At 68.7% G+C, this 20,852-nt stretch carries 21 protein-coding genes; 6 read left to right on the top strand and 15 right to left on the bottom strand.

Going from position 1 to position 20,852, the window contains the following annotated elements:
* Positions 1–189 precede the first annotated feature (189 nt).
* From HMPREF2581_RS02955 to HMPREF2581_RS02945, 3 genes are all read left to right on the top strand, one after another.
* The gene (locus tag HMPREF2581_RS02955) at positions 190–2,601 is read left to right on the top strand and encodes a glucose/quinate/shikimate family membrane-bound PQQ-dependent dehydrogenase (protein WP_003131774.1); all 2,412 of its coding nucleotides are present in this window, start codon (positions 190–192) and stop codon (positions 2,599–2,601) included.
* 131 nt (positions 2,602–2,732) lie between these two features.
* A complete protein-coding gene (locus tag HMPREF2581_RS02950) occupies positions 2,733–4,853 on the top strand; it encodes a TonB-dependent receptor family protein (RefSeq protein ID WP_003139412.1) in 2,121 nt (706 codons plus the stop codon).
* Between the two features lie 120 nt (positions 4,854–4,973).
* Positions 4,974–5,261, top strand: coding sequence for a hypothetical protein (locus tag HMPREF2581_RS02945; protein ID WP_003089338.1), 288 nt, complete (start codon positions 4,974–4,976; stop codon positions 5,259–5,261).
* 12 nt (positions 5,262–5,273) lie between these two features.
* Here the strand turns inward: HMPREF2581_RS02945 and HMPREF2581_RS02940 are convergent, their stop codons facing one another.
* Genes HMPREF2581_RS02940 through HMPREF2581_RS02915 form a run of 6 tightly spaced genes read right to left on the bottom strand, consistent with a single transcriptional unit; the run spans position 5,274 to position 10,660 of the window.
* A complete protein-coding gene (locus tag HMPREF2581_RS02940) occupies positions 5,274–5,909 on the bottom strand; it encodes a hypothetical protein (protein WP_003111606.1) in 636 nt (211 codons plus the stop codon).
* Complete coding sequence (locus HMPREF2581_RS02935) at positions 5,896–7,440, bottom strand: M48 family metallopeptidase (RefSeq protein WP_003139416.1); 1,545 nt, start codon at positions 7,438–7,440, stop codon at positions 5,896–5,898. Before HMPREF2581_RS02935 ends, HMPREF2581_RS02940 begins: the two co-directional genes overlap by 14 nt.
* Entirely contained in the window at positions 7,441–8,103 is a 663-nt protein-coding gene (locus HMPREF2581_RS02930) for a hypothetical protein (protein ID WP_003089328.1), read from the bottom strand.
* Positions 8,100–8,771, bottom strand: coding sequence for a hypothetical protein (locus HMPREF2581_RS02925; RefSeq protein WP_003139419.1), 672 nt, complete (start codon positions 8,769–8,771; stop codon positions 8,100–8,102). The genes HMPREF2581_RS02930 and HMPREF2581_RS02925 overlap by 4 nt, the downstream gene beginning before the upstream one ends.
* A complete protein-coding gene (locus HMPREF2581_RS02920) occupies positions 8,768–10,225 on the bottom strand; it encodes a M48 family metalloprotease (protein ID WP_003139421.1) in 1,458 nt (485 codons plus the stop codon). The genes HMPREF2581_RS02925 and HMPREF2581_RS02920 overlap by 4 nt, the downstream gene beginning before the upstream one ends.
* 6 nt (positions 10,226–10,231) lie before the next feature.
* Complete coding sequence (locus HMPREF2581_RS02915; RefSeq protein ID WP_003139423.1) at positions 10,232–10,660, bottom strand: hypothetical protein; 429 nt, start codon at positions 10,658–10,660, stop codon at positions 10,232–10,234.
* Positions 10,661–10,947: 287 nt separating this feature from the next.
* Here HMPREF2581_RS02915 and HMPREF2581_RS02910 point away from each other — a divergent pair, with 287 nt between their 5' ends.
* The gene (locus HMPREF2581_RS02910; protein ID WP_003139425.1) at positions 10,948–11,802 is read left to right on the top strand and encodes a helix-turn-helix domain-containing protein; all 855 of its coding nucleotides are present in this window, start codon (positions 10,948–10,950) and stop codon (positions 11,800–11,802) included.
* A 12-nt stretch (positions 11,803–11,814) separates the two neighbouring features.
* On the opposite strand, the gene arsH is transcribed toward HMPREF2581_RS02910, so the two are convergent.
* The 5 genes from arsH to HMPREF2581_RS02885 form a co-directional block, all read right to left on the bottom strand.
* Positions 11,815–12,507 carry an arsenical resistance protein ArsH gene (arsH, locus tag HMPREF2581_RS02905; protein WP_003139427.1) on the bottom strand — a complete coding sequence of 231 codons (693 nt, stop codon included), beginning with the start codon at positions 12,505–12,507 and terminating at the stop codon, positions 11,815–11,817.
* Between the two features lie 11 nt (positions 12,508–12,518).
* Positions 12,519–12,989, bottom strand: coding sequence for an arsenate reductase ArsC (locus HMPREF2581_RS02900; protein ID WP_003112098.1), 471 nt, complete (start codon positions 12,987–12,989; stop codon positions 12,519–12,521).
* A 31-nt stretch (positions 12,990–13,020) separates the two neighbouring features.
* Positions 13,021–14,304: an arsenic transporter gene (locus HMPREF2581_RS02895; RefSeq protein WP_003089314.1), complete on the bottom strand. Its 1,284-nt coding sequence runs from the start codon at positions 14,302–14,304 to the stop codon at positions 13,021–13,023.
* A 13-nt stretch (positions 14,305–14,317) separates the two neighbouring features.
* Complete coding sequence (locus HMPREF2581_RS02890) at positions 14,318–14,668, bottom strand: metalloregulator ArsR/SmtB family transcription factor (protein ID WP_003089312.1); 351 nt, start codon at positions 14,666–14,668, stop codon at positions 14,318–14,320.
* Between the two features lie 78 nt (positions 14,669–14,746).
* Positions 14,747–15,637, bottom strand: coding sequence for an AraC family transcriptional regulator (locus HMPREF2581_RS02885; RefSeq protein ID WP_003110753.1), 891 nt, complete (start codon positions 15,635–15,637; stop codon positions 14,747–14,749).
* 208 nt (positions 15,638–15,845) lie between these two features.
* Here HMPREF2581_RS02885 and HMPREF2581_RS02880 point away from each other — a divergent pair, with 208 nt between their 5' ends.
* The gene (locus HMPREF2581_RS02880; protein WP_003139432.1) at positions 15,846–16,907 is read left to right on the top strand and encodes an NAD(P)-dependent alcohol dehydrogenase; all 1,062 of its coding nucleotides are present in this window, start codon (positions 15,846–15,848) and stop codon (positions 16,905–16,907) included.
* 24 nt (positions 16,908–16,931) lie between these two features.
* On the opposite strand, the gene pumA is transcribed toward HMPREF2581_RS02880, so the two are convergent.
* Positions 16,932–17,309 carry a monooxygenase PumA gene (gene pumA / locus HMPREF2581_RS02875; RefSeq protein WP_003089304.1) on the bottom strand — a complete coding sequence of 126 codons (378 nt, stop codon included), beginning with the start codon at positions 17,307–17,309 and terminating at the stop codon, positions 16,932–16,934.
* 77 nt (positions 17,310–17,386) lie between these two features.
* Here pumA and soxR point away from each other — a divergent pair, with 77 nt between their 5' ends.
* Entirely contained in the window at positions 17,387–17,857 is a 471-nt protein-coding gene (gene soxR, locus HMPREF2581_RS02870; protein WP_003089301.1) for a redox-sensitive transcriptional activator SoxR, read from the top strand.
* A gap of 7 nt (positions 17,858–17,864) precedes the next feature.
* Here the strand turns inward: soxR and HMPREF2581_RS02865 are convergent, their stop codons facing one another.
* The 3 genes from HMPREF2581_RS02865 to HMPREF2581_RS02855 all read right to left on the bottom strand — a co-directional run bounded on the left by HMPREF2581_RS02865 (position 17,865) and on the right by HMPREF2581_RS02855 (position 20,797).
* Entirely contained in the window at positions 17,865–19,562 is a 1,698-nt protein-coding gene (locus HMPREF2581_RS02865) for a peptidoglycan D,D-transpeptidase FtsI family protein (RefSeq protein WP_003110751.1), read from the bottom strand.
* A gap of 121 nt (positions 19,563–19,683) precedes the next feature.
* Positions 19,684–20,199, bottom strand: a complete 516-nt coding sequence (locus HMPREF2581_RS02860) for a GNAT family N-acetyltransferase (RefSeq protein WP_003139434.1) — start codon at positions 20,197–20,199, stop codon at positions 19,684–19,686.
* A 7-nt stretch (positions 20,200–20,206) separates the two neighbouring features.
* Positions 20,207–20,797: a TetR/AcrR family transcriptional regulator gene (locus tag HMPREF2581_RS02855; protein ID WP_003089292.1), complete on the bottom strand. Its 591-nt coding sequence runs from the start codon at positions 20,795–20,797 to the stop codon at positions 20,207–20,209.
* Positions 20,798–20,852 lie beyond the last annotated feature (55 nt).

Below are 20,852 nucleotides of genomic sequence, written 5' to 3'. Positions count from 1 at the left end.
CTGGTGGCGGGGATCAAGATCCAGACGGTGTTCTAGGCTGTTGCTTCGGACAACCGCGATTCGGTCATGGCCAGCGGCCATTTCTTCAGCGCCGCCCAACGCGGCGCGGCGGGCTGAACAGCCCGGCGTGCAGAACGTAATAGGAGAGTAAGCAATGCCTGTCATCAACCCCGAAGGGAGTACCGGACGATGAGCGAAGGTAACCACAGTCGATCGCGCCTGCTGCCGAGCCTGCTCGGCCTGTTGATCCTGCTGTCCGGCCTGGCGCTGCTGGCCGGCGGCATCAAGCTGGCGAGCCTGGGCGGCTCGCTGTACTACCTGCTGGCCGGCATCGGCCTGGCCCTGAGCGGGCTGTTGCTGCTGCTGGGCAAGCGTGCGGCGCTAGGCCTGTACGCCCTGGTGCTGTTCGCCAGCACCGTCTGGGCGCTGTGGGAAGTCGGCCTGGACTGGTGGCAACTGGTGCCGCGCCTGGCCCTGTGGTTCGTCTTCGGCCTGCTGCTCTGGCTGCCCTGGTTCCGTCGTCCGCTGCTGGCCGAGGGGCCGGCGCCGCTGGGCACCGCGGCGCTGGGCGTGGCGGTGGTCCTGGCCGGCGCCGCCGCGGTGGGCAGCCAGTTCACCAATCCGGGGCAGATCGTCGGTCGCATCGACCGCGACAGCGGCATGACCAGCACCGCCCCGGCGATGCCGGACGGCGACTGGCAGGCCTACGGCCGCACCGAGTTCGGCGACCGCTACTCGCCGTTGAAGCAGATCACCCCGGCCAACGTCGGCCAGCTCGAGGAAGCCTGGCGCATCCGTACCGGCGACCTGCCGACCGCCGACGATCCGCTCGAACTGACCAACGAGAACACCCCGCTGAAGGTCAACGGCATGCTCTACGCCTGCACCGCGCACAGCAAGGTGCTGGCCCTCGACCCGGACACCGGCGCGGAAATCTGGCGCTTCGACCCGCAGATCCAGAGCCCGGTAGGCTTCAAGGGCTTCGCCCACATGACTTGCCGTGGCGTCTCCTACTACGACGAAGAGCAGTACGCCAGGAGCGACGTCGGCGCGCCGCCGGCCGCGCTCTCCGAGGCCGGCAAGGCGGTCGCCGCCAGTTGTCCGCGGCGCCTGTTCCTGCCCACCGCCGACGCCCGCCTGATCGCGATCAACGCCGACAACGGCAAGGTCTGCGAGGACTTCGGGGTCAAGGGCGCGGTCGACCTGACGGCCGGCATCGGTCCGTTCACCCCGGGCGGCTACTACTCCACCTCGCCGGCGGCGGTCACCCGCAATCTGGTGATCATCGGCGGCCACGTCACCGACAACGAGTCGACCAACGAGCCGTCCGGGGTGATCCGCGCCTTCGACGTGCACGACGGCAAGCTGGTGTGGAACTGGGACAGCGGCAACCCGGACGAGACCGAGCCCCTGGCTCCCGGCAAGTTCTATACCCGCAACTCGCCGAACATGTGGTCGCTGGCCAGCGTCGACGAGAAGCTCGGCCAGGTCTACCTGCCGCTGGGCAACCAGATGCCCGACCAGTGGGGCGGCAACCGCACCCCCGGTGCCGAGAAGTTCAGCGCCGGCCTGGTGGCTCTCGACCTGAACACCGGCAAGCTGCGCTGGAACTACCAGTTCACCCACCACGACCTGTGGGACATGGACGTCGGCAGCCAGCCGACCCTGCTCGACCTGAAGACCGCCGATGGCGTCAAGCCGGCGCTGATCGCGCCGACCAAGCAGGGCAGCCTGTACGTGCTGGACCGCCGCGACGGCACGCCGATCGTGCCGATCCGCGAAGTGCCGGCGCCGCAGGGCGCGGTGGAGGGCGACCATACCGCGCCGACCCAGGCGCGTTCCGACCTCAACCTGCTGCGCCCGCCGCTGACCGAGCGCGACATGTGGGGCAGCAGCCCGTTCGACCAGATGCTCTGCCGCATCCAGTTCCGCTCGCTGCGCTACGAGGGCCAGTACACCCCGCCGTCGGAGCAGGGCAGCCTGATCTATCCGGGCAACGTCGGGGTGTTCAACTGGGGCGGGGTGTCGGTCGACCCGGTGCGCCAGATCCTCTTCACCAGCCCCAACTACATGGCCTTCGTCTCGCAGATGGTGCCGCGCGACAAGGTGCCCAGCGGAAGCAAGCGCGAGGGCGAGACCAGCGGCGTGCAGCCGAACACCGGCGCGCCCTACGCGGTGATCATGCATCCGTTCATGTCGCCCATCGGCCTGCCGTGCCAGGCGCCGTCCTGGGGTGACGTGGCGGGTATCGACCTGACCACCGCCAAGGTCGTCTGGCAGCACAAGAACGGCACCAGCCGCGACAACACCCCGGTGCCGATCGGCCTCACCGTCGGCGTACCGAGCATGGGCGGCTCGATCACCACCGCCGGCGGCGTGGCCTTCCTCAGCGGCACGCTCGACCAGTACCTGCGCGCCTACGACGTGAAGGACGGCAAGCAGCTCTGGCAGGCGCGCCTGCCGGCCGGCGGCCAGGCCACGCCGATGAGCTACACCGGCAAGGACGGTCGCCAGTACGTGCTGATCGTCGCTGGCGGACACGGCTCCTTCGGCACCCGCATGGGCGACTACATCATCGCCTACGCCCTGCCCAGGCAATGACCCGTCCACCGGGAGCCCACAGCCGGCTCCCGGCCTTCCGGGCTTCGGCCCGGAAGGGGCTTTGCCAAGGGGAGGCGCGTTCCCGCCCTTGGCAAAGCCCCTTCGATACCTTGCGATCCGCGGAACCCTGCATGCCGTCCCGACCCCGTCCCAGCTTCGTCTCCCACCTGTTGCCCGGCTCCCTCGCGCTCTGCGGCCTGGCCATCGCCTGCGCCGTCCAGGGCGAGGAGCGACGCAGCCTCGAACCCATGGTGGTGACCGGCAGCTACAACCCCAGCGACACCTTCGACCTGCCGTTCTCGGTGGATAGCATCGAGCGCCGGCAGATCGCCGACGGCCAGCTCGGCATCAACCTCTCCGAAGTCCTGCCGCGGGTACCCGGCCTGGTGGTGCAGAACCGCCAGAACTACGCCCAGGACCTGCAAATCTCCTCGCGCGGCTACGGCGCCCGCTCGGCCTTCGGTATCCGCGGGCTGAAGCTGCTCGCCGACGGCATCCCGGCCAGCACGCCGGATGGCCAGGGCCAGGCCGCGACCCTCAACCTCGACGTCGCCGAGCGCATCGAGGTACTGCGCGGGCCGGCCTCGACGATCTACGGCAGCAACGCCGGCGGGGTGATCCAGATGTTCTCCCGCGACGGCCAGGGCGCCCCGCGGGTCGGCGCGGAAACCACCGTCGGCAGCGATGGCCTGAGCCGCAACCACCTGTACACGGAAGGCGAGGGCGACGGGGTCGGTTTCCTGGTGGATGCTTCGCGGATGGACACCGACGGCTACCGCGACCACAGCGCCGCGCGCCGCGACCAGACCTTCGCCAAGCTCAACTTCAGGCCCGACGCCGACAGCCGCCTGGCGCTGATCTACAGCAGCCTGGAACAGAACGACACTGAAGATCCGCTGGGGCAGACCTGGGACGCCTACAAGCACGACCCGCGCTCCGTCACCGCCAACGCCGAGCTGTACGACACGCGCAAGAGCATCGACCACCAGCAGGCCGGGATGAACTACGAGCGCTACTTCGGCGAGGCGACCTTGCAGGTCAACGCCTACGTGGGCAAGCGCAGTGTCGTGCAGTACCTGTCGATCCCCAAGGGGGTGGTCTCCAACAGTCAGCGTGGCGGCGGCGTGGTGGACTTCGACCGCGACTTCCACGGCGGCACCGTGCGCTGGCTGCAACCGGTACGCCAGGCGCCGGGCGAGCTGAACCTGACCGTCGGCCTCGACTACGACCAGAGCCGCGACGACCGTCGCGGCTACCAGAACTTCAACGGCGACCAGCTCGGCGTGAAGGGCGAGTTGCGCCGCGACGAGGTGGACACCGCCACCAGCCTCGATCCCTACCTGCAGGCGAGCTGGGCCATCGACGCCTGGACCCTGCAGGCCGGGGTGCGCCACAGCACCATGAAGATGGAGGTCGACGACCGCTACTTGAGCAACGGCGATGCCAGCGGCTCGCGGCGCTACCGGAAGAACACCCCGTCGTTCTCGGTGATGTACGCCTTCACCCCCGACCTGCACGGCTACCTCAGCGCCGGCAAGGGCTTCGAGACCCCGACCCAGGCGGAGATGGCCTATGCGCCGGTGGCGGCGAACGCGCCGGACGTCTTCAACTTCGGCCTCAAGCCGGCCACCAGCAGCCAGTACGAAGCCGGTCTGAAGGCGCGCCTGTGGGGCAATACGCGGGTCAACGCGGCGATCTTCCAGATCCGCACCGAGGACGAGATCGTCGTCGCCAGCTCCCTCGGCGGTCGCACCAGCTACCAGAACGCCGGCAAGACCCTGCGCCGCGGCTTCGAACTGGGCGTGGAGAGCGAACTGAGCGAGCACTGGAACGCCAACCTGGCCTATACCCGGCTATCCGCCACCTACGATTCGGATTTCGAGGCCGGCGGCAAGACCATCGGCAAGGGCAAGCACCTGCCGGGCGTGCCGGCAAGCAGCCTGTTCGGCGAACTGGTATGGAAGCCCGTGGAGGGCATCAGCATGGGCTGGGAAGGCATGTACCGCAGCCAGGTCTACGTCGAGGACAGCAACAGCGAAAAGGCCGCGCCGAGCTATGCGGTATTCAACTGGCGCACCCGCTTCGAACAGCGCCTGGGGGCCTGGACCTTCCACCAGCTGGTGCGCCTGGACAACCTGTTCGACCGCCAGTACGTCGGCTCGGTCATCGTCGGCGACGGCAACCGGCGTTACTACGAAGCGGCCCCCGGGCTGTCCTGGTACGCGGGAGCCGGGGTCGAATACCAGTTCTGAAGTGCCGGATGCGCTTGTTCGAGCTACCCGGCCAGCCCTTGTCAGCGTCGTCAATTCCGATTACTGTATGAATGTACAGTAATCGGAAATCGCCTGCCTGCGCGACAAGGAGCACCGATCATGAGCCACAACCTTGCCGAACTGCCGCTGTCCCGACGCCGCGCCCTGGAGCGCGAGAAACAGGCCTGCCTGCGCCTCCACCTGTCCCGCAATCGTGCCAGCGAACGCCTGGAGCGCGCCGTGCGCGACGAAGTCGAGCGCCTGCTGGGTGCCCGCGAACGCCAGGGGGCCGGCTGGCCGGAGTGGGTCAGCGCGGAACTCTGCGTGGCGGACGACCCGCTCTTCGTGCGCAAGGTGGTGGCGCGCCTGAAAGCCGCGGTGGACTGGCAACGCCAGCGCGCAGCCTGAGTGTTGCTCGCTTCAGGCCCCGCTGCCGTCGCTCCCGGGCGCGCGATGATGTTGCAGGGCGCGCTGGCGATGGCCGGCGAGGATGTACCGGTAGATCAGTCGGGCGAGCGGCTCCAGTTCCATTTTCTGGCCGTTCAGCGCGGCGCCGCAGAGTGCCAGCTTGACCCGCTTGCCTCCGGCCACCGCACGGGCTTCGGGGCGGGCGAAAGCCCGCGGGTCGAAACGGGCATGGCTGTCGAAGCGCGGTGCCGTGCAATCGAAGGTGGTCGCGAAGGTGAGTTCCAACCAGCGCCCGCGCTCGATCTCCAGCGACTGGAAGGTGTACATCGGCACCTGCGGCGCGTTGGCGAAGGTGATGCTCTCCGGGGTCAGGGTGAGCGCGACCTGGCCGTGGCGCCGGTAGAGGAACACGCCCGCCAGGCAGGCGTACAGGCCGCCGCCCAGCAGCAGCGCGGCTGGCAGCCAGAACAGCCATTGGCCACTGGCCAGGCGCCAGGCGTGGGGCAGCGAAGCGAGCCAGAGACCGGTGGCGCCAGCCACCAGGCCAGCGAGCAGGGCAACGCAGGCGGTGCCCCGCGAGACCTCGCGGATCTCGCAGCGGGCTTCCAGCGGCGGCAGTTCGTCGAGGGTTTCGTCAGTTTCTTGCATGGGGATTCTCACAGGTCTTGCCGAGCAGGTCGGCGCTGAGCGCTCGGCTCAACGCCAGGGGGGCGCCGAACCAGACGCTCAGCGCCTGGCTCGGCGGTCGTGTCGGAACGGCCCGGCCGGCGGTCCCGGCCCAGGTGCGTTCGAAGCTCTCTCCCAGCGCCGTGCAGCGCAGGCCCAGCGGAGGGTGGGTATCCTGCGGATGGACCTGGAGTCCCTCCGCCCCGGGGTCCGGTGCTTCCAGGCCGGACTGGCCCAGGTAGACGTGGATGGCGTCCACCAGGTTGTCCGGCGCGCGCGCCGGAGCGAGCAGGCAGTGTTCGAGGAACGCCCGTATCGGCGCGCCGGCCGCCGCGCTGCGCAGCAGGGCCGAGGCCATCGCCGGCGCACCGGCCAGTTGTGCGGCGCGGCGGTCGGCGGCGAATTCGCGCAGGCGGCTCCAGTGGTTCACGGCGAGGCCGAAACGTTCGAGGAAGTACCCGGCCAACAGTCGCGCCGGTTCCAGTGCCGCACGTTCGAAGACGTTGGCTTCCTGCTCCTCGATGGCGGCCAGTTGGCTCGCGGCGCCCTGGTAGATCGGCAGGAAGCGCAGGCTGTAATGGGCGTCGCGGCCGGCGAAGTGGGCCAGTTCGTGAGCGATCACTGCACTCAGTTCGGCGCGGTCCAGCAGGCCCAGCAACGGTAGCGAGAGGTATAGGCTGCGTCCTTCCAGATGCTCGCCGGAAGGTTGCAGGCAGACGCGGTTGGCGGTCACGTAGAAGCCGTCGCAGAGACCTACCAACAGGTGCTGCGGGGCTGGCGTGTCGAGGCGCGCCGCCAGCTCGCGCAGTAGCGTCCAGAGTTCCGGTGCATCCTCTTCGCCCAGCCGGCGGCCGATGACATCCAGGGCCGGCGCCGGGCGCAGGCGCAAGCGGCTGATCTTCGCCAGCATTTGCCACGCCGACGCCAGCAGGCCGAGAAGGATCAGCGCCACGCTCAGTTGAGTGCGTCCTTCGCTGACCGGAACCTGGCCGACCCGCCATAGCCCGAGGATCTCGAACGTTCCGGCACAGGCCAGGGCCAGGGCGAGCAGGCCGATCTGGGCGAGGAGCAGGCAGGGCAGCAGGCGTCGGCCCAGCTCGAACCACAGGAGCAGGCAGCGACGCGAGCGCAGTGCGCTGCGTGCGGCGCCGGCGATGCCGGCCAGGGAGACGGCTCCCAGCACGGCGACCAGCGCCGCCAGGCAGGCTCCGCTATCGGCGAGGACGGCGGCGAAGCGATTCAGGCGCTGTGCGCTTCGTGTGTCGGCGAGTTGCTCGTCGAGCCGCGCCAGGGCCAGGTCGCGCACATAGGCCCGGCCGTCGACCCGGACGCTGGCCCTCGGCGGCAGCGCCCGCGCTTCGGCGAGCGCGCGCTCGACCCGCTGCTGCGCGGCGCCCAGTCGCTCGGCCTGCTGCTCGGCGCGCCAGGACTGCCAGGCGCCGAGCCCCGCCAGCAGCGCTGGAACCAGCACCAGGCAAAGCAGCAGCCTTCGCGGATGGACCGTGCCCTTCACTCAGCCCTGGCTGCGCAGTTGTTGCAGGTAGCGCTGGGCGTGGGCGGCCTGGATGTAGGCGTCGAGGATCGCCGCCATGTCGTCGCAGTCCAGCTTCTTGCCGTCGCTCTGCAGGCCGGCCGACATGATGGTGATGCGCGGGTCCTTGCCTTTGAAAGCCATGGCCTGGGAGGCGAACACCTGGCGTACGGCGCGATGGGTCGGCAGCGGCGTTTCGGGCCGCAGGTGGAGGGTCTGGGTGGTTTGCAGCATGTCGGCCTTGACGCTGAAATCGATGACGTCGGCCAGCTCGACCGGAGCCGACAGGCTGTCGGCCCAGAGCTGGGTACGGGTCAGGCGCATGAAGGGGGTCTTGCCGGAGTTGCGATGCTGGTAGCCGAGGAACAGCCCGAACAGGCCGAGCAGCAAGCCGACGACGCCGACCCCCGGCTTGCCCTGGGAGAACCACATGCCGGTCATGATGAAGGGCACGATGCTCAGCAGCGGACCCAGCACCACGTACTTGCGGGTATTGGTGAACTCGGTGGCCGGGGGTACGTTGGCAATCACCCGCTCCAGGTGGGCGATGACCTCGGCGGTCTTCGCCTGGTTCAGCTCTTCGTGTTCGGCACCGAGGGTTTCGGCGAGGTTGGAGACGAGGTCCCGGGGTTCCTGGTTGCTCATGAAAATATCCTTGGAGTTGGGAGTGAAGAGGAAGCACTGGGCGGGATCTCGCCCAGTTGGCGGAGCCGGGCCTGGGCGTGGGCGATGTCCAGGTAGAGGTCGATGACCTCCGCGGCTTCCAGTAGTGACAGGTTGCGACCGTTGAGGCGCCAGCCGGGGGACAGCAGGCGAACCTGTGGGCCGTCCCGGCATTCGCTGACGGCACGCGCGGCGAACGGGTCGAGCGGGCGCGTGGATGGCGCCGGTAGTGCCTTGCCGTGCAGTTCGAGGACTATCGCGGAGAACCAGACCCCGTCCTCCAGGCGCAGGTCGGCGACCTCCAGCAGGTCCAGCGGCGCCGACAGGCTGCGGGCGCGCAGGCGCCCCTGGCCGAGGACGAGGAACGGCGCGTTCCTGGCGTTGCGCTGCAGGCAGGCCAGGCACATGAGGAGGGCGGCCGCCGCCAGCAGGCACAGCGCCGCCGCCTCATGCCCGGGACCGGGGTGGTCGCGCAAGGTCCAGGCGCCGCCAAGCAGCAGCAGGCCGAGCAGGGCGGACAGCGGCGCCGCGCCACGGGCGGCGCCGATGCTTATCCGGTTGGGAACGCTGGCGACGAAGCGCCGCAACCGCGTGGCTTCGTCGTCCCTTGCCCCGGCGGGGCAGGGTGCTTGCGCGCCCGGCGGGATCATCGGCTTTCCCCGTGGCCTGCATCGAGCAGGCGGTTGAGCCACTGCGTGTCGTCGGCGCTGACGATGCGCCTTGCCTGTCGCAGCAGGTCGTCGTCGAGCGCCAGGGAAAGGTCCGCGATCCGCTGGTAGGTCGGCGGGTGGCTGTCGAAGGGGTGTTCCAGGCGGCGCGCGCTGTCCTGTTCGTCCAGTTCCAGGGAGTTCCCGCGCAGATGGTCGGTCAGCGCATGCACCAGGTTGCGCGTCTGCGGGCTGGCCAGCAGGCGTTCGATCAGTCCTGCCAGGGCGCAGGTGCGTAGCAGCGCGATGGCGAAGACCCGCGCGCCGGCTACCCGCGCCCCGACCTTGTCGGCGGCCAGTTCCTGGTGGCGATTCCAGTGCAGGTAGGCGCGCTCGAAGCGTTCGAGGAAGTACAGCGCGGCCCACAGGCCCGGCTTGCCGAGCAGGCCGACACGCCCATCCTCGGGTGCGGCGATGCGTTCGATGCGCAGGCGCACCTGCCGCTGCAGGAGCGACAGGGAGGCGCCGTGGGCGGTGTCGCCGGCGGCGAAGTGGCCCAGTTCGTGGCCGATGATCGCGGCGCTTTCGGCCTCGCTCATGACCGTGGCGTAGGTCAGCGGGATGTACAGGGTACGCCCCTCCAGCGGAATGCCGCGGGGCGCCAGCAGGACCTTGGCCTGGGTGACGAAGTAGCAGTGCTCGATGCCGGTGACGACATGGTCCGGTAGCGGCGCTCCGGCGCGGTCGGCGATCTGTCCCAGCCATTGCCAGAGGCCGGGCGCGGCGACGCGGTCGAGTTCGCGGCCGAGCAGGTGGAGCACCGGTTCCTCCAGCGGCAGCAGTTCGCGGCGCAGGCGCCGCAGCATGAGCAGGCCGCCGAGGAACAGCAGCCACAGCGGCAGTGAGAAGAGCAGGGCGACGAAACCGTGACTGTGCCAGTGGCTGTAGCTCCACAGCGCTTCGTAGAGCAACTGGCTGGCCAGGGCGGCGACCAGCAGGCCGGCGTGCAACGGGACCAGTCGACCGAGGCGCCGCCAGGCCGGCGCGAGGTGGCCGAGCAGGTAGGCTTGCGAGCGCATCGAGCGGCGCCCGTCGTATTCCAGTCTCGCCAGCAAGGCGGCCGCGACCAGCGCCGACGCCAGCGCGCAGAGCTTGCCGATAGCGGCCAGCCAGCCGCGCAGAGCCAGCCAAGGATGGTCGCGGCGGATGGCCTCGGCGTCTTCGGCGAACTGGTGAAGATGACCTTCGACGCCATAGGCCGGACGGAACAGGTGACGGGGAATGGCGTCGGCGGCGTCCGGGTCGTTGCGCGCCGAGGCGCTCCAGTCGCGCATGAACTGTTCGTCGCGCAGGGTCGAGTCGACCCGGAAGGCCTGCACGGCGGACCAGGCGTAGAGCGCCAGGGGAATCAGGAAGAGGAACGCGAGCAGCCTTACCCGCAGCGTATCGTGGCTCATCCGCGTTTATTTCTGCTCGAGGTAGTCGGTCAGGAATGCCTGGGGCTCGCCTGCGGATGACAGCGACTCGCTATAGGCGACCTGCCGCGTCTGCTGTTCGCCGGGCAGGTAGAGCTCGCCCCAGCCGTCGCGCACGATCAGGATCACATACTTGCTGCCGTTCAGTTCGGTGGAGTAGCGACTGTCCCTGGCGCTCTTTTCCACCTTTACCTTGTGGATCAGGCGGTCCCAGTCGTGGTCCAGACCTTCGACCTGCAACAGCGCTTCGCCGGCCGCCGCTTCGCCGATACGCAGGGTCCAGACCTTGAGCCCCTGCTGGCCCTGATAGGCCACCACCTTGTCGGCGACTGGCGGCCGCGCCTGTTCGGCCTGCGCCGTGCAGGATCCCCACGCCAGCGCGCCCATCAGCAGCGCCGCAGTCCACTTTGCTATCATTCTCGCCCCCTTTGGCAACGCGATGTAAAAGGGGCGCATCTATTAATACAGGCTCGGACCATGAACAACCGAGGCGGCCGCCGCTCACAGGAAAAGTGTCGTCGCCCACAGGTTCGGTTCGATCAGCGCACGGAACCATCCTGGAAAGCCGCTGCCTGAACCGGTTCAGATGGTTGCGTCCCACCGATACCTACGCCATGGAAAGCTGGAATCCCTACCACGACACGGAGCTTTATTTCGACGCTCCTTCGCCCCTGTGCCAGTCGCAGATCCTCGACGCGCGCGAAATGCTCGGCAGCGCCACCGGTCACTACCAGGCGCGGACGGTGCGCCCGTCGATGCAGTATTTCGATTGCGACCTGAGCTTCACCGAGCCGCTGCGAACCCACAAGGTGCTGCCGGAAGGCCTGTGCATCGTGCAGATGTTCGACGGCCAGTGGCGGCACAGCGTCGACGGCGGCGAGCCTTATCTGTACAACCTGGGCGGTCCTTCGGTGCTCGGCACCGGCGAGCCGATGGAAGCCTTCGACATCCTGCCGGCGGGCAGCCGCGTGCGCCTGGGTGGGCTGCGGATCGCCGCCAGCTACCTGGAGGAGGAACTGGAAACCGGCGATGGCGCCCTGCGGCCGCTGGCGCGGCTGAAGGGCGACGGCGCGAGCTTCACCCAGTTGTCCCGTTGCGGCGCCATCACCGCCCTGTTCGAGCGCCTCTACCAGAATCCATACCGCGGCGCCCTCGGACGCCTGCACGAAGAGAGCCTGACCTTGGGCCTGCTGGTGGAGCTGGCCGCCTACCTGGGTGGCGCGGACCTTCGTCGCGCGCGCACCCCACGCGCCCAGCGCGACCTGGCCCACGAAGCGCGCCGCCTGCTGGAGGCGAACCTCGGTGAGCCGCCGGCCAGCCTCGAACTGGCGCGCCAACTGGGGGTCGGCGAAACCACCCTGCGGCGGATCTTCAGGAACGAGTTCGGTCGCTCGATGTTGCAGTACGTCCGCGACCGGCGTCTCGAGATCGGCCGGCAGATGGTCCGCGAGGGTCGCTGGCAGATCGCGCAGATAGCCTATCGCCTGGGTTACTCCAGTCCGGAAAACTTCACCCATGCCTACCGCGCGCGCTTCGGCCATCCGCCGGGGCGCGAGTGAGGCGGACGCGGTTCAGAGCGAACGCTGGTCGACCCGCGCGGAAAGCTGCTCGGCGCTTTCCTTGCGCTCCGAATAGCGGTCCACCAGGAAGTCCGTGCGCTCGCGCAGGAGCAGGGTGAACTTGAACAACTCCTCCATCACGTCGACCACCCGGTCGTAGTAGGGCGATGGCTTCATCCGGCCCGCTTCGTCGAACTCCAGGTAGGCCTTGGGAACCGAGGACTGGTTGGGGATGGTGAACATGCGCATCCAGCGACCCAGCACGCGCAACTGGTTGACCACGTTGAACGACTGCGAGCCGCCGCAGACCTGCATCAGCGCCAGGGTCTTGCCCTGGGTCGGGCGCACCGCCCCGAGTGCCAGGGGAATCCAGTCGATCTGCGCCTTGAATACCGCGGACAGCGCACCGTGGCGTTCGGGCGAGCACCAGACCTGGCCTTCCGACCACAGCACCAGGTCGCGCAACTCGCGGACCTTGGGATGCTCCAGCGGTGCATCGTCGGGCAATGGCAGCCCGGAAGGGTCGAAAATCCGCGTTTCGGCGCCGAAGCGTTCGAGCAGGCGTGCGGCCTCCAGCACCAGCAGGCGGCTGAAGGAGCGCTCGCGGGTCGAGCCGTAGAGCAGGAGGATGCGCGGCCTGTGCCCGGAGACGGGGGGCGGGTCGCCGAGCAGCGCGGGATCGAGGTTGGGTAGTTGTTCGGACATGCTTCCTCCGGTCAGAGCGAGCCGATGCGCTCCAGCTCACGCTTGAGCTGGTCGCGATCCAGGGTAGCGAAGGGCAGGCCGAGGAAGGCTCTGCAACGCTGTTCGATGCGTGCCAGGGTGGCGTGGAACGCCGCATCCCGCAGGGCTTCGTCGCCATCCAGGGCGGAGGGATCGGCCAGGCCCCAATGGGCCTTCAGCGCTGCGCCGAGATACAGCGGGCAGGCTTCCCCCGCGGCGGCGTCGCAAACGGTGATGACGATGTCCGGCGGTGCGCCTTCGAAGGCTTCGCTGCCCTTGCTGTACAGGCCGTGGGTGGCGATGCCGGCCTGTTCGAGGGTCGCCAGGCTGCGCGGATGCACCCGCCCGCTGGGCTGGCTGCCGGCGCTGCATGCCTCGAAACCCGGCGGGGCCAGGTGGTTGAACATGGCTTCGGAAAGAATGCTGCGGCAACTGTTGGCCGTGCACATGAACAGGACTCGCATGGGATGCTCCTGCCGCCGTCGCCGGCGGCCGTCAGATGGCCAGGCGCAGGGCCAGGGCCGAAAGGGTCGCCAGCAGGACCGGCAGGGTCAGCAGGGCGCCGACCCTGAAGTAGTAGCCCCAGGTGATGCGCATGCCTTTGCGCGCCAGCACGTGCAGCCAGAGCAGCGTCGCCAGGCTGCCGATAGGGGTGATCTTCGGCCCCAGGTCGCAGCCGATGACGTTGGCGTAGATCATCGCTTCGCGCACCGCGCCGGCGGTGTCGCTGGCCTGGATCGACAGGGCGCCGAGCAGCACGCTGGGCATGTTGTTCATTACCGACGAGAGGGCGGCGGAAAGCAGTCCGGTACCCAGCGCGGCCGCCCATACGCCGTGCTCGGCCAGGCGGTTCAGGAGCTGCGCCAGGAGGTCGGTGAGACCGGCGTTCTTCAGGCCGTAGACCACCAGGTACATGCCCAGCGAGAAGACCACGATCTGCCAGGGCGCTTCGCGCAGCACCCGCCGGGTCGAGATCACCCGCCCGCGCCCGGCCACCGCCAGCAGCAGCGCCGCACAGGTCGCGGCCACCGCGCTGACGGGGACGCCCAGCGGCTCCAGGGCGAACAGCCCGGCGAGCAGGACCAGCAGCATCCAGCCACCGACGACGAAGGTCGCGCGGTCGCGGATCGCCGCCCGCGGCGGCTTCAATTGCTCCAGCGCATAGACCGGCGGCAGGTCGCGGCGGAAATAGAGGAACAGCACCAGCAGGGAGGTCGCGACGCTCACCAGGTTTACCGGCAACATCACCGCGGCGTACTCGCCGAAGCCGAGCCCGAAGTAGTCGGCCGAGACGATGTTCACCAGGTTCGAGACCACCAGCGGCAGGCTGGCGCTGTCGGCGATGAAGCCCGCCGCCATGACGAAGGCCAGGGTCGCCGCCGGGCTGAAGCGCAGGGCCAGCAGCATCGACATCACGATGGGCGTGAGGATCAGCGCCGCGCCGTCGTTGGCGAACAGCGCCGAGACCGCCGCGCCGAGCAGCACGCAGAAGGCGAACAGGCGCCGGCCGTCGCCGCCGGCCCAGCGCGCGACGTGCAGCGCGGCCCATTCGAAGAAGCCGGCCTCGTCCAGCAGCAGGCTGATGACGATCACCGCGATGAAGGTGGCGGTCGCATTCCAGACGATGTTCCAGACGGTCGGGATGTCGCCCGGCGCGACGCTGCCCAGCGCCAGGGCGAGCAGGGCGCCGATGCTGGCGCTCCAGCCGATGCCGAGGCCCCTGGGCTGCCAGATGACCAGGACCAGGGTGAACAGGAAGATGGCGAAGGCGATCAGCATGGGGCGGCTCGCGCTATTGGCAGCAGGCGGAGGCGCGCTGCGGGCGGCCGTCCATGTCGCGCAGGCGCGCGGCGTCGGCTTGCAGCCAGTCGCCGTTGGCCCGCAGGGTCACTTGCAGGACTTCGTGGATCCAGGCCGGCAGCGCAGGGTTCAGGCGGTAATACACCCACTGGCCCTGGCGACGGTCGAGGAGCAGCCCGGCACTGCGCAACTGGGCCAGGTGGCGGCTGATCTTCGGCTGGCTGTCGGCGAGGGCGCACATCAGTTCGCAGACGCACAGTTCGCCCTGGTCGACGATCAGCAGGGTGGCGCGAACGCGCGTCTCGTCGGCCAGGCACTTGAACACTTCGGCGGGGCTGGGCATCGCTGGGCCTTCCTGAATATATGGAAAGCCGAATATACGGACATCCGTATGTATTGCAAGCGCCCCCGATCCTGCCGGCTAGCGGCGGGCGGCCTGGACTTCCTCGCTCGGCGTGCGCCCGAAGTAGCGCTTGAACTCGCGGCTGAACTGCGAGGGGCTCTCGTAGCCGACCTGGTTGGCGGCGGTACTGGCGTTCAGCCCGTCCTGCACCATCAGGCTCCAGGCCTTGTACAGGCGCACGCTCTTCAGGTACTGGAGGGGCGAGGTGAAGGTCATCGCCTTGAAGTTGTGGTGGAAGGTCGACACGCTCATGTTCGCCTCGCGAGCCAGGGTGTCGATGTCCAGCGCACTGGCGTAGTCGGTGTGGATGCGCCGCAGGGCCCTGGCCATGCGCCCGTAGCCGCTGTGCCGGCCGGCCACCGCACGCAGGGCGTTGCCCTGCTCGCTGCGCAGGGCGCGGAAGATGATCTCGCGGACCAGTTGCGGGCCGAGGATATGGCTGTCCAGCGGGCTCTGCAGGCAGCGCAGCAGGCGCATCACCGCATCGGCCATCCCCGCGTCCAGCGGTACCGAAGCCATCGGCGCGCTGGGCGCCAGTTCGTTGTCGTCGTCGCTGCCGGGAGCCTCTTCCATCTGTAGCAGCAGTTCCTTCAAGGTGCCGATTTCCACGTCGACGCTCACTCCCAGCAAGGGCTCGGCGGCGGAGGCGTGGGTTTCGCATTCGAACGGCAGGGGCACCGACATCACCAGGTAGCGTTCGGCGTCATAGCGGTAGGTTTCGCCACCGAGGAAACCGATCTTCTGGCCCTGGGCGAGGATGCAGATGCGCGGCTCGTAGAACACCGGGCTGCGCGGATAGGCCTGTTCGGCGCGCATCAGGCGGACGCCGGGGATGCGGGTGGCGTCGAAACCCGGTTCGCCTTGCAGGGTGGTGATCAGCGACGCCATGTCGGTGGAAGTAGTGCTCATGCCTTGGCTGTTTCTCCAGGAGGGGAGGCAAACGTAGCAACCCCGCGCGCGCCTGGGCAGTGGCGGGACGCAACATCGGCACGAATGGGCAAGGCTTCGACAGGAATGGACATTCTGCGGCGGCGCCCATCCGGCGAACAATTGCCCCCCGAACGGACCGCCGCCAAAAGGTCGTCGCGGCCCGCCATCCTGCGAAGAGGACACACCGATGACCCTACAGATCCGCGGCTACGCCGCCCAGTCCGCCAGCGCCCCGCTGGCCGCCCATCGCTTCGAACGCCGCGCGCCGCGCGCCGACGACCTGGTGATCGACATCCTCTACTGCGGCGTCTGCCACTCGGACCTCCATCAGGCGCGCAACGAATGGCACAACAGCCTGTACCCGCTGGTGCCGGGCCACGAGATCATCGGCCGGGTCGCCAGCGTCGGCGAGGCGGTGAGCGGTTTCGCGGTCGGCGAACTGGTCGGCGTCGGCTGCATGGTCGACTCCTGCCGGCACTGCGCCGCCTGCTCCGAGGGCCTGGAGCAGTATTGCGCGGAATACCCGACCCTGACCTACAACGGCCGCGACCGCCACGACGGCCTGCCGACCTTCGGCGGCTACTCGGAGCGCATCGTGGTCTCGGCCAGGTTCGTCCTGCGCATTCCCCAGGGACTCGATCCGAAGGCGGCGGCGCCGCTGCTGTGCGCCGGGATCACGTCCTACTCGCCACTGCGTCACTGGAAGATCGGCCCCGGTAGCCGGGTGGCGGTGGTCGGCCTGGGCGGCCTCGGTCACATGGGCCTGAAGTTCGCCAGGGCGCTCGGTGCCGAGGTGGCCCTGTTCACCCGCTCGCCGGGCAAGGAAGAGGAAGCGCGGCGGCTCGGCGCCGACCAGGTGATCCTTTCCACCGACCCACAGCGGATGGCCGCCGTCGCCGGACGCTTCGACCTGATCCTGGACACCGTGCCGCACCAGCACGACCTCAATCCCTACCTGGCGACCCTCAAGCGCGACGGCACCCTCGTGCTGGTCGGCCTGCTCGAGCCGCTGGAGCCGGCGGTGCACGGTGCGCAACTGGTGATGGGGCGCCGCTCGATCGCCGGCTCGGCCATCGGCGGCATCGCCGAGACCCAGGAAATGCTGGATTTCTGCGCGACCCACGGGATCGCCTGCGACATCGAGATGATCGAGATCCAGCAGATCAACCAGGCCTACGAGCGGATGCTGGCCAGCGACGTGAAGTATCGCTTCGTGATCGACATGGCCTCCCTGCCGAAGTCCTTCTGAGACGGGCCGTCGGCGCCGGCGGGCTCAGCAGCCCTCGGCGTCGACCAGGAAGGTCTCGAAACGCACGCTTTTCGCCCCCAGCCGCCAGACGCCCGCGCTCAGCGGGCCTTGCGCGTCCTCCCGGGCTTGCCAGGCGCGTTCGCAGTCCTCGCGTGAACGCCAGCAGGTGTAGTTCAGCACGTGCTGGCCGTCCTCGCTGGGGTGCAGGCTGGCGGACAGGTAGCCCGGGCAGTTCCTGAAGCAGCGTTCCAGGCGTTGCAGGTGCGCGTTCTGTTCCAGCGCCAGCGACAACTGGCTGGCGGGTTCCACCTCGATATCGATGAGTTGCGCGTAGCACGGCGACCGCTCGCTAGCGGCCGGGCACTGGTCGTCGGTGCAGCAGTAGGAGGAGGGGATGAGCATGGCGGGTTACTCCGGGTGACTTGTGTCGAGGGCCGGCCCAGGGTAAAACCTCAAGCAAACTTGAGGTCAAGCCAATCATGAAGAATTCCTGCGCATCCCGCGAACTGAGCGTCGGCGAACTGGCCAGGCGTGCCGGCGTGGCGGTCTCCGCCCTGCATTTCTACGAAACCAAGGGGCTGATCAGCAGCCAGCGCAACGCCGGCAACCAGCGGCGCTTCAGTCGCGAGACGCTACGCCGGGTGGTGGTGATCAAGGTCGCCCAGCGGGTCGGCATTCCCCTCGCGGAGATCGCTCGCGCCCTGCAGACCCTGCCGGCCGGGCGCAGCCCTAGCGCGGCGGACTGGGCGCGCCTGTCGGCGCAGTGGAAGGAGGATCTCACCGAGCGCATCGACAAGCTGCTGCTGTTGCGCGACCAACTGGACGGCTGCATCGGTTGCGGCTGCCTGTCGCTCCAGGCCTGCCCGTTGCGCAACCCCGGCGACCAGCTGTCCGCCGAGGGGCCGGGAGCGCACTGGCTGGACGCCGAGGGCCGCGAGCACGACGGCTAGGCAGCGGTCAGCCGTGGTGCTGGCGGTCGGCGACGGCCGGGCTGTCCTGCAGGTTGTCCGGCGGGATCGCCAGGGCGCGTAGCGATCCGGCCATGATGTCGCTGAAGGTGGGCGCCGAGACCAGGCCGCCGAAGTAGCCAATCCTGGTCGGCGAATCGATCATCACCGCCAGCACCAGTTGCGGGTCGGACGCCGGCGCCATGCCGACGAACAGCGAACGGTAGGACTTGTCCGCGTAGCCCCGGCCCGAGGCCTTGCGCGCGGTGCCGCTCTTGCCCGCCACGTGGTAGCCCGGCACGCGGGCGCGGACCACGCCCTTCGGGTCTTCTACCACGGTTTGCAGCATCGCCCGGATGCGCCGTGCGATCTGCGGGTCCATCGCCTGGCGCACCTGGTTCTGCGGGTTGTCGCGGAGCAGGCTGAGCGGCACCAGCTTGCCGTCGTTGGCGAACACCGAGTAGGCCTGGGCCAGCTCGGCGGTGTTCACCGCCAGGCTGTAGCCGAACGACATGCTGGCGGTGGCGATGTTCGACCATTTCTCGTGGAACGGCAGGTAGCCCGGGTTCTCGCCGGGGAAGCCCAGCGACAGCGGCGCGCCGAAACCGACCCGGCCGAGCTGTTCGAGGATCGGCTTGGGTCCGATCTGCAGGGCGACCTTGCTCATGCCGATGTTCGAGGAGTTGATCAGCACCCCGGTCATGGTCAGTACGTCGCGCCGGGCGACGTCGTGGATGGTGTGCCCGTCGATGGTCATCCAGCCCGGTGCCACGCTGACTTGGCTGTTCTCGTCGAACTTGCCGGAGGCCAGCGCCGCCGACATGCTGAACGGCTTGATCACCGAGCCCGGCTCGAAGGTATCGGTGAGGGTGCGGTTGCGCATGAAGGCCGGGGCGAAGCTGGCGCGGTTGTTCGGGTTGTAGGAGGGGAAGTTGGCCATCGCCAGGATCTGCCCGCTCTTCGGGTTCACCAGGACCGCCGAGCCGGAGTGTGCGCCGAACTTGAGCACGGCCTTTTCCAGCGCCTTGTAGGCGATGAACTGTAGTCGCAGGTCGATGCTCAGGGCCACGTCCTGGCTGGCCTTGGGCGTCTTCAGCACCTTGATGCTGTTGACCAGCGAGCCGCGCGGGTTGATCGCCACCTCGCGTACTCCGTCCTTGCCGCTCAGCCAGTCGTTGAAGCCCAGTTCGGTGCCTTCCTGGCCGCGGCCGTCGATGTTGACCAGGCCGATCAACTGCGCGGTCAGCTCGGAACTGGGGTAGAAACGCTTGTATTCCTTGATCTGGTGTACCCCCGTTATGCCCAGGGCCATCACCTCGCTGGCCTCGATCGGCGACAGGCCGCGCTCGAGGTAGAGGAAGCGCTTGTTCGGGTTGGCCTGGAGCTGGGCCAGCAGCGGCGCCGCGGGGCGGTGCAGGGCGCCGGCCAGGCGTGGCACCTCGTCGAGGTGGGCGGCCATTTCCCTGGGGTTGCACCAGATCGACGCGACTTCGGTGGATACCGCCAGCGGCTCGCCGTTGCGGTCGGTGATCATGCCGCGGGTGACCGGGATCGGTAGGTCGCGGATCGAGCGGAGGTCGCCCTGGTCGGCGAGGAATTCGTGGTCGTGGACCTGGAGATAGACCAACCGTCCGGAGACGGCCAGGGAGGCGAGGACGAACAGGGTGACGACAAGGATGAAGCGGTAGTTTCGGCGTTGACTGCTCATGCAAGGGCACACTGGGGAAGAGGGAGAGCGGAAGCCCGTCCGGGGCAGTGCTGAAACATCCTGTTGCAGTTGGCAACTGTACCGTCACCCGCCACCCGCTGGTCAAGCCCCTTGCCGCCGTCTAGAGCAGCAGGCGCATCGCGCAGCGGCTGTCGGCGGCGAAGCCGATCTCCTGCTCGTGGCCGAGGATCGCGCGCAGGCGCTCGCCGGCTTCCTGCCAGGTCAGCCGCTGGAAGCCCAGGCGTGCGTAGAACGGCGCGTTCCAGGGCACGTCGCAGAAGGTCGTCAGGGTCAGCGCCCGGCAGTGGCTGGCGTGGGCGTAGGTCACCGCCCGCTCCAGCAGGCGGCGGCCCAGGCCCTGTTGCTGGTGGGCCTGGGCGATGGACAACTCGGCGATGTGCAACTCGTCGGCGCAGCGTTCGGCGGCGAGGAAACCGACCGGCTGGCCATCGGCGTCTTCCGCCAGCCAGTGGCTGCCGCGCTCGATCAGGCGGCGATGGAAGTCCACCCCGGCGACCCCGGCGTCGGCGATCCAGGCCAGCTCGGGCAGCAGGCGGAAGCTTTCCCCGGCTGAGCGCTCGATGGCCGGGAGCAGCGCGGCGTCCTCGTCGCGGCTGGTTCTGATGCGGTAGTCCATTGGCTTTTCACTCCATGAGCAGGCCGTCGAGCAGCACGTCCAGGGCCTGGCAGGCCCTGGCCAGGCTCTCCGGCGGGTGTTCGGCGTTGGCGATACGCAGGGCGGCGTCCACCAGCGCGCCGTTGAGCAGCCAGGCCAGGGCCTCGGCGTCGGTGCGGCGGACCCGCCCGCTGTCCATCAGTTCGCGCAGTTGCCCGGTCATCGAGCTTAGGCAGCGCAGTTGGCTGGCCTCGCTGCTGGGGCTGCCGAGGATGGCCGGGGCATCGCGCAGGACGATGCGCTGGATTTCCGCTTCCAGGGCCATTTCCAGGTAGGCCCGGTTGTAGGCACGGAAGCCGCTCCAGAGGTCCTCGCCGGCAGCCAGGATGGCGCCGAGGCGAAGGTTCATCTCGTCGTCGATCTGCTGCACCACCGCGGCCAGCAGGCCTTTCTTGTCGCCGAAGTGGTGATACAGCGCGCCGCGGGTGAGGCCGGCGCTGGCGGTCAGGTCGTCCATCGAGGCGCCGGCGTAGCCGTTGTCGGCGAACGCTCGGCGCGCGGCGTCGATCAGCTTGGCGCGGGTTTCCTCGATCATCTCGGCGCGAGGCTTGCGGGCCATGCGAGGTCTCCGGGTGGCGAAGGGGCTTCAGGATAATTGACATACGCTGCGTATG

Source organism: Pseudomonas sp. HMSC057H01 (assembly GCF_001836405.1).
Classification (GTDB): domain Bacteria; phylum Pseudomonadota; class Gammaproteobacteria; order Pseudomonadales; family Pseudomonadaceae; genus Pseudomonas; species Pseudomonas aeruginosa.
The sequence above is the reverse complement of the archived record's forward strand: the minus strand, read 5'-3'. Positions and strand labels throughout refer to the sequence as shown.

What these genes read in the sequence shown, in the direction of transcription:
- HMPREF2581_RS02855 (WP_003089292.1), bottom strand. Translation starts at nt 20,797, where the DNA reads ATGGCCCGCAAGCCTCGCGCCGAGATGATCGAGGAAACCCGCGCCAAG.
- pumA (WP_003089304.1), bottom strand. Translation starts at nt 17,309, where the DNA reads ATGCTCATCCCCTCCTCCTACTGCTGCACCGACGACCAGTGCCCGGCC.
- HMPREF2581_RS02880 (WP_003139432.1), top strand. Translation starts at nt 15,846, where the DNA reads ATGACCCTACAGATCCGCGGCTACGCCGCCCAGTCCGCCAGCGCCCCG.
- HMPREF2581_RS02885 (WP_003110753.1), bottom strand. Translation starts at nt 15,637, where the DNA reads ATGAGCACTACTTCCACCGACATGGCGTCGCTGATCACCACCCTGCAA.
- HMPREF2581_RS02860 (WP_003139434.1), bottom strand. Translation starts at nt 20,199, where the DNA reads ATGGACTACCGCATCAGAACCAGCCGCGACGAGGACGCCGCGCTGCTC.
- HMPREF2581_RS02955 (WP_003131774.1), top strand. Translation starts at nt 190, where the DNA reads ATGAGCGAAGGTAACCACAGTCGATCGCGCCTGCTGCCGAGCCTGCTC.
- HMPREF2581_RS02925 (WP_003139419.1), bottom strand. Translation starts at nt 8,771, where the DNA reads ATGATCCCGCCGGGCGCGCAAGCACCCTGCCCCGCCGGGGCAAGGGAC.
- HMPREF2581_RS02915 (WP_003139423.1), bottom strand. Translation starts at nt 10,660, where the DNA reads ATGATAGCAAAGTGGACTGCGGCGCTGCTGATGGGCGCGCTGGCGTGG.
- HMPREF2581_RS02920 (WP_003139421.1), bottom strand. Translation starts at nt 10,225, where the DNA reads ATGAGCCACGATACGCTGCGGGTAAGGCTGCTCGCGTTCCTCTTCCTG.
- soxR (WP_003089301.1), top strand. Translation starts at nt 17,387, where the DNA reads ATGAAGAATTCCTGCGCATCCCGCGAACTGAGCGTCGGCGAACTGGCC.
- HMPREF2581_RS02895 (WP_003089314.1), bottom strand. Translation starts at nt 14,304, where the DNA reads ATGCTGATCGCCTTCGCCATCTTCCTGTTCACCCTGGTCCTGGTCATC.
- HMPREF2581_RS02930 (WP_003089328.1), bottom strand. Translation starts at nt 8,103, where the DNA reads ATGAGCAACCAGGAACCCCGGGACCTCGTCTCCAACCTCGCCGAAACC.
- HMPREF2581_RS02910 (WP_003139425.1), top strand. Translation starts at nt 10,948, where the DNA reads ATGCTCGGCAGCGCCACCGGTCACTACCAGGCGCGGACGGTGCGCCCG.
- HMPREF2581_RS02940 (WP_003111606.1), bottom strand. Translation starts at nt 5,909, where the DNA reads ATGCAAGAAACTGACGAAACCCTCGACGAACTGCCGCCGCTGGAAGCC.
- HMPREF2581_RS02900 (WP_003112098.1), bottom strand. Translation starts at nt 12,989, where the DNA reads ATGCGAGTCCTGTTCATGTGCACGGCCAACAGTTGCCGCAGCATTCTT.
- arsH (WP_003139427.1), bottom strand. Translation starts at nt 12,507, where the DNA reads ATGTCCGAACAACTACCCAACCTCGATCCCGCGCTGCTCGGCGACCCG.
- HMPREF2581_RS02890 (WP_003089312.1), bottom strand. Translation starts at nt 14,668, where the DNA reads ATGCCCAGCCCCGCCGAAGTGTTCAAGTGCCTGGCCGACGAGACGCGC.
- HMPREF2581_RS02865 (WP_003110751.1), bottom strand. Translation starts at nt 19,562, where the DNA reads ATGAGCAGTCAACGCCGAAACTACCGCTTCATCCTTGTCGTCACCCTG.
- HMPREF2581_RS02945 (WP_003089338.1), top strand. Translation starts at nt 4,974, where the DNA reads ATGAGCCACAACCTTGCCGAACTGCCGCTGTCCCGACGCCGCGCCCTG.
- HMPREF2581_RS02950 (WP_003139412.1), top strand. Translation starts at nt 2,733, where the DNA reads ATGCCGTCCCGACCCCGTCCCAGCTTCGTCTCCCACCTGTTGCCCGGC.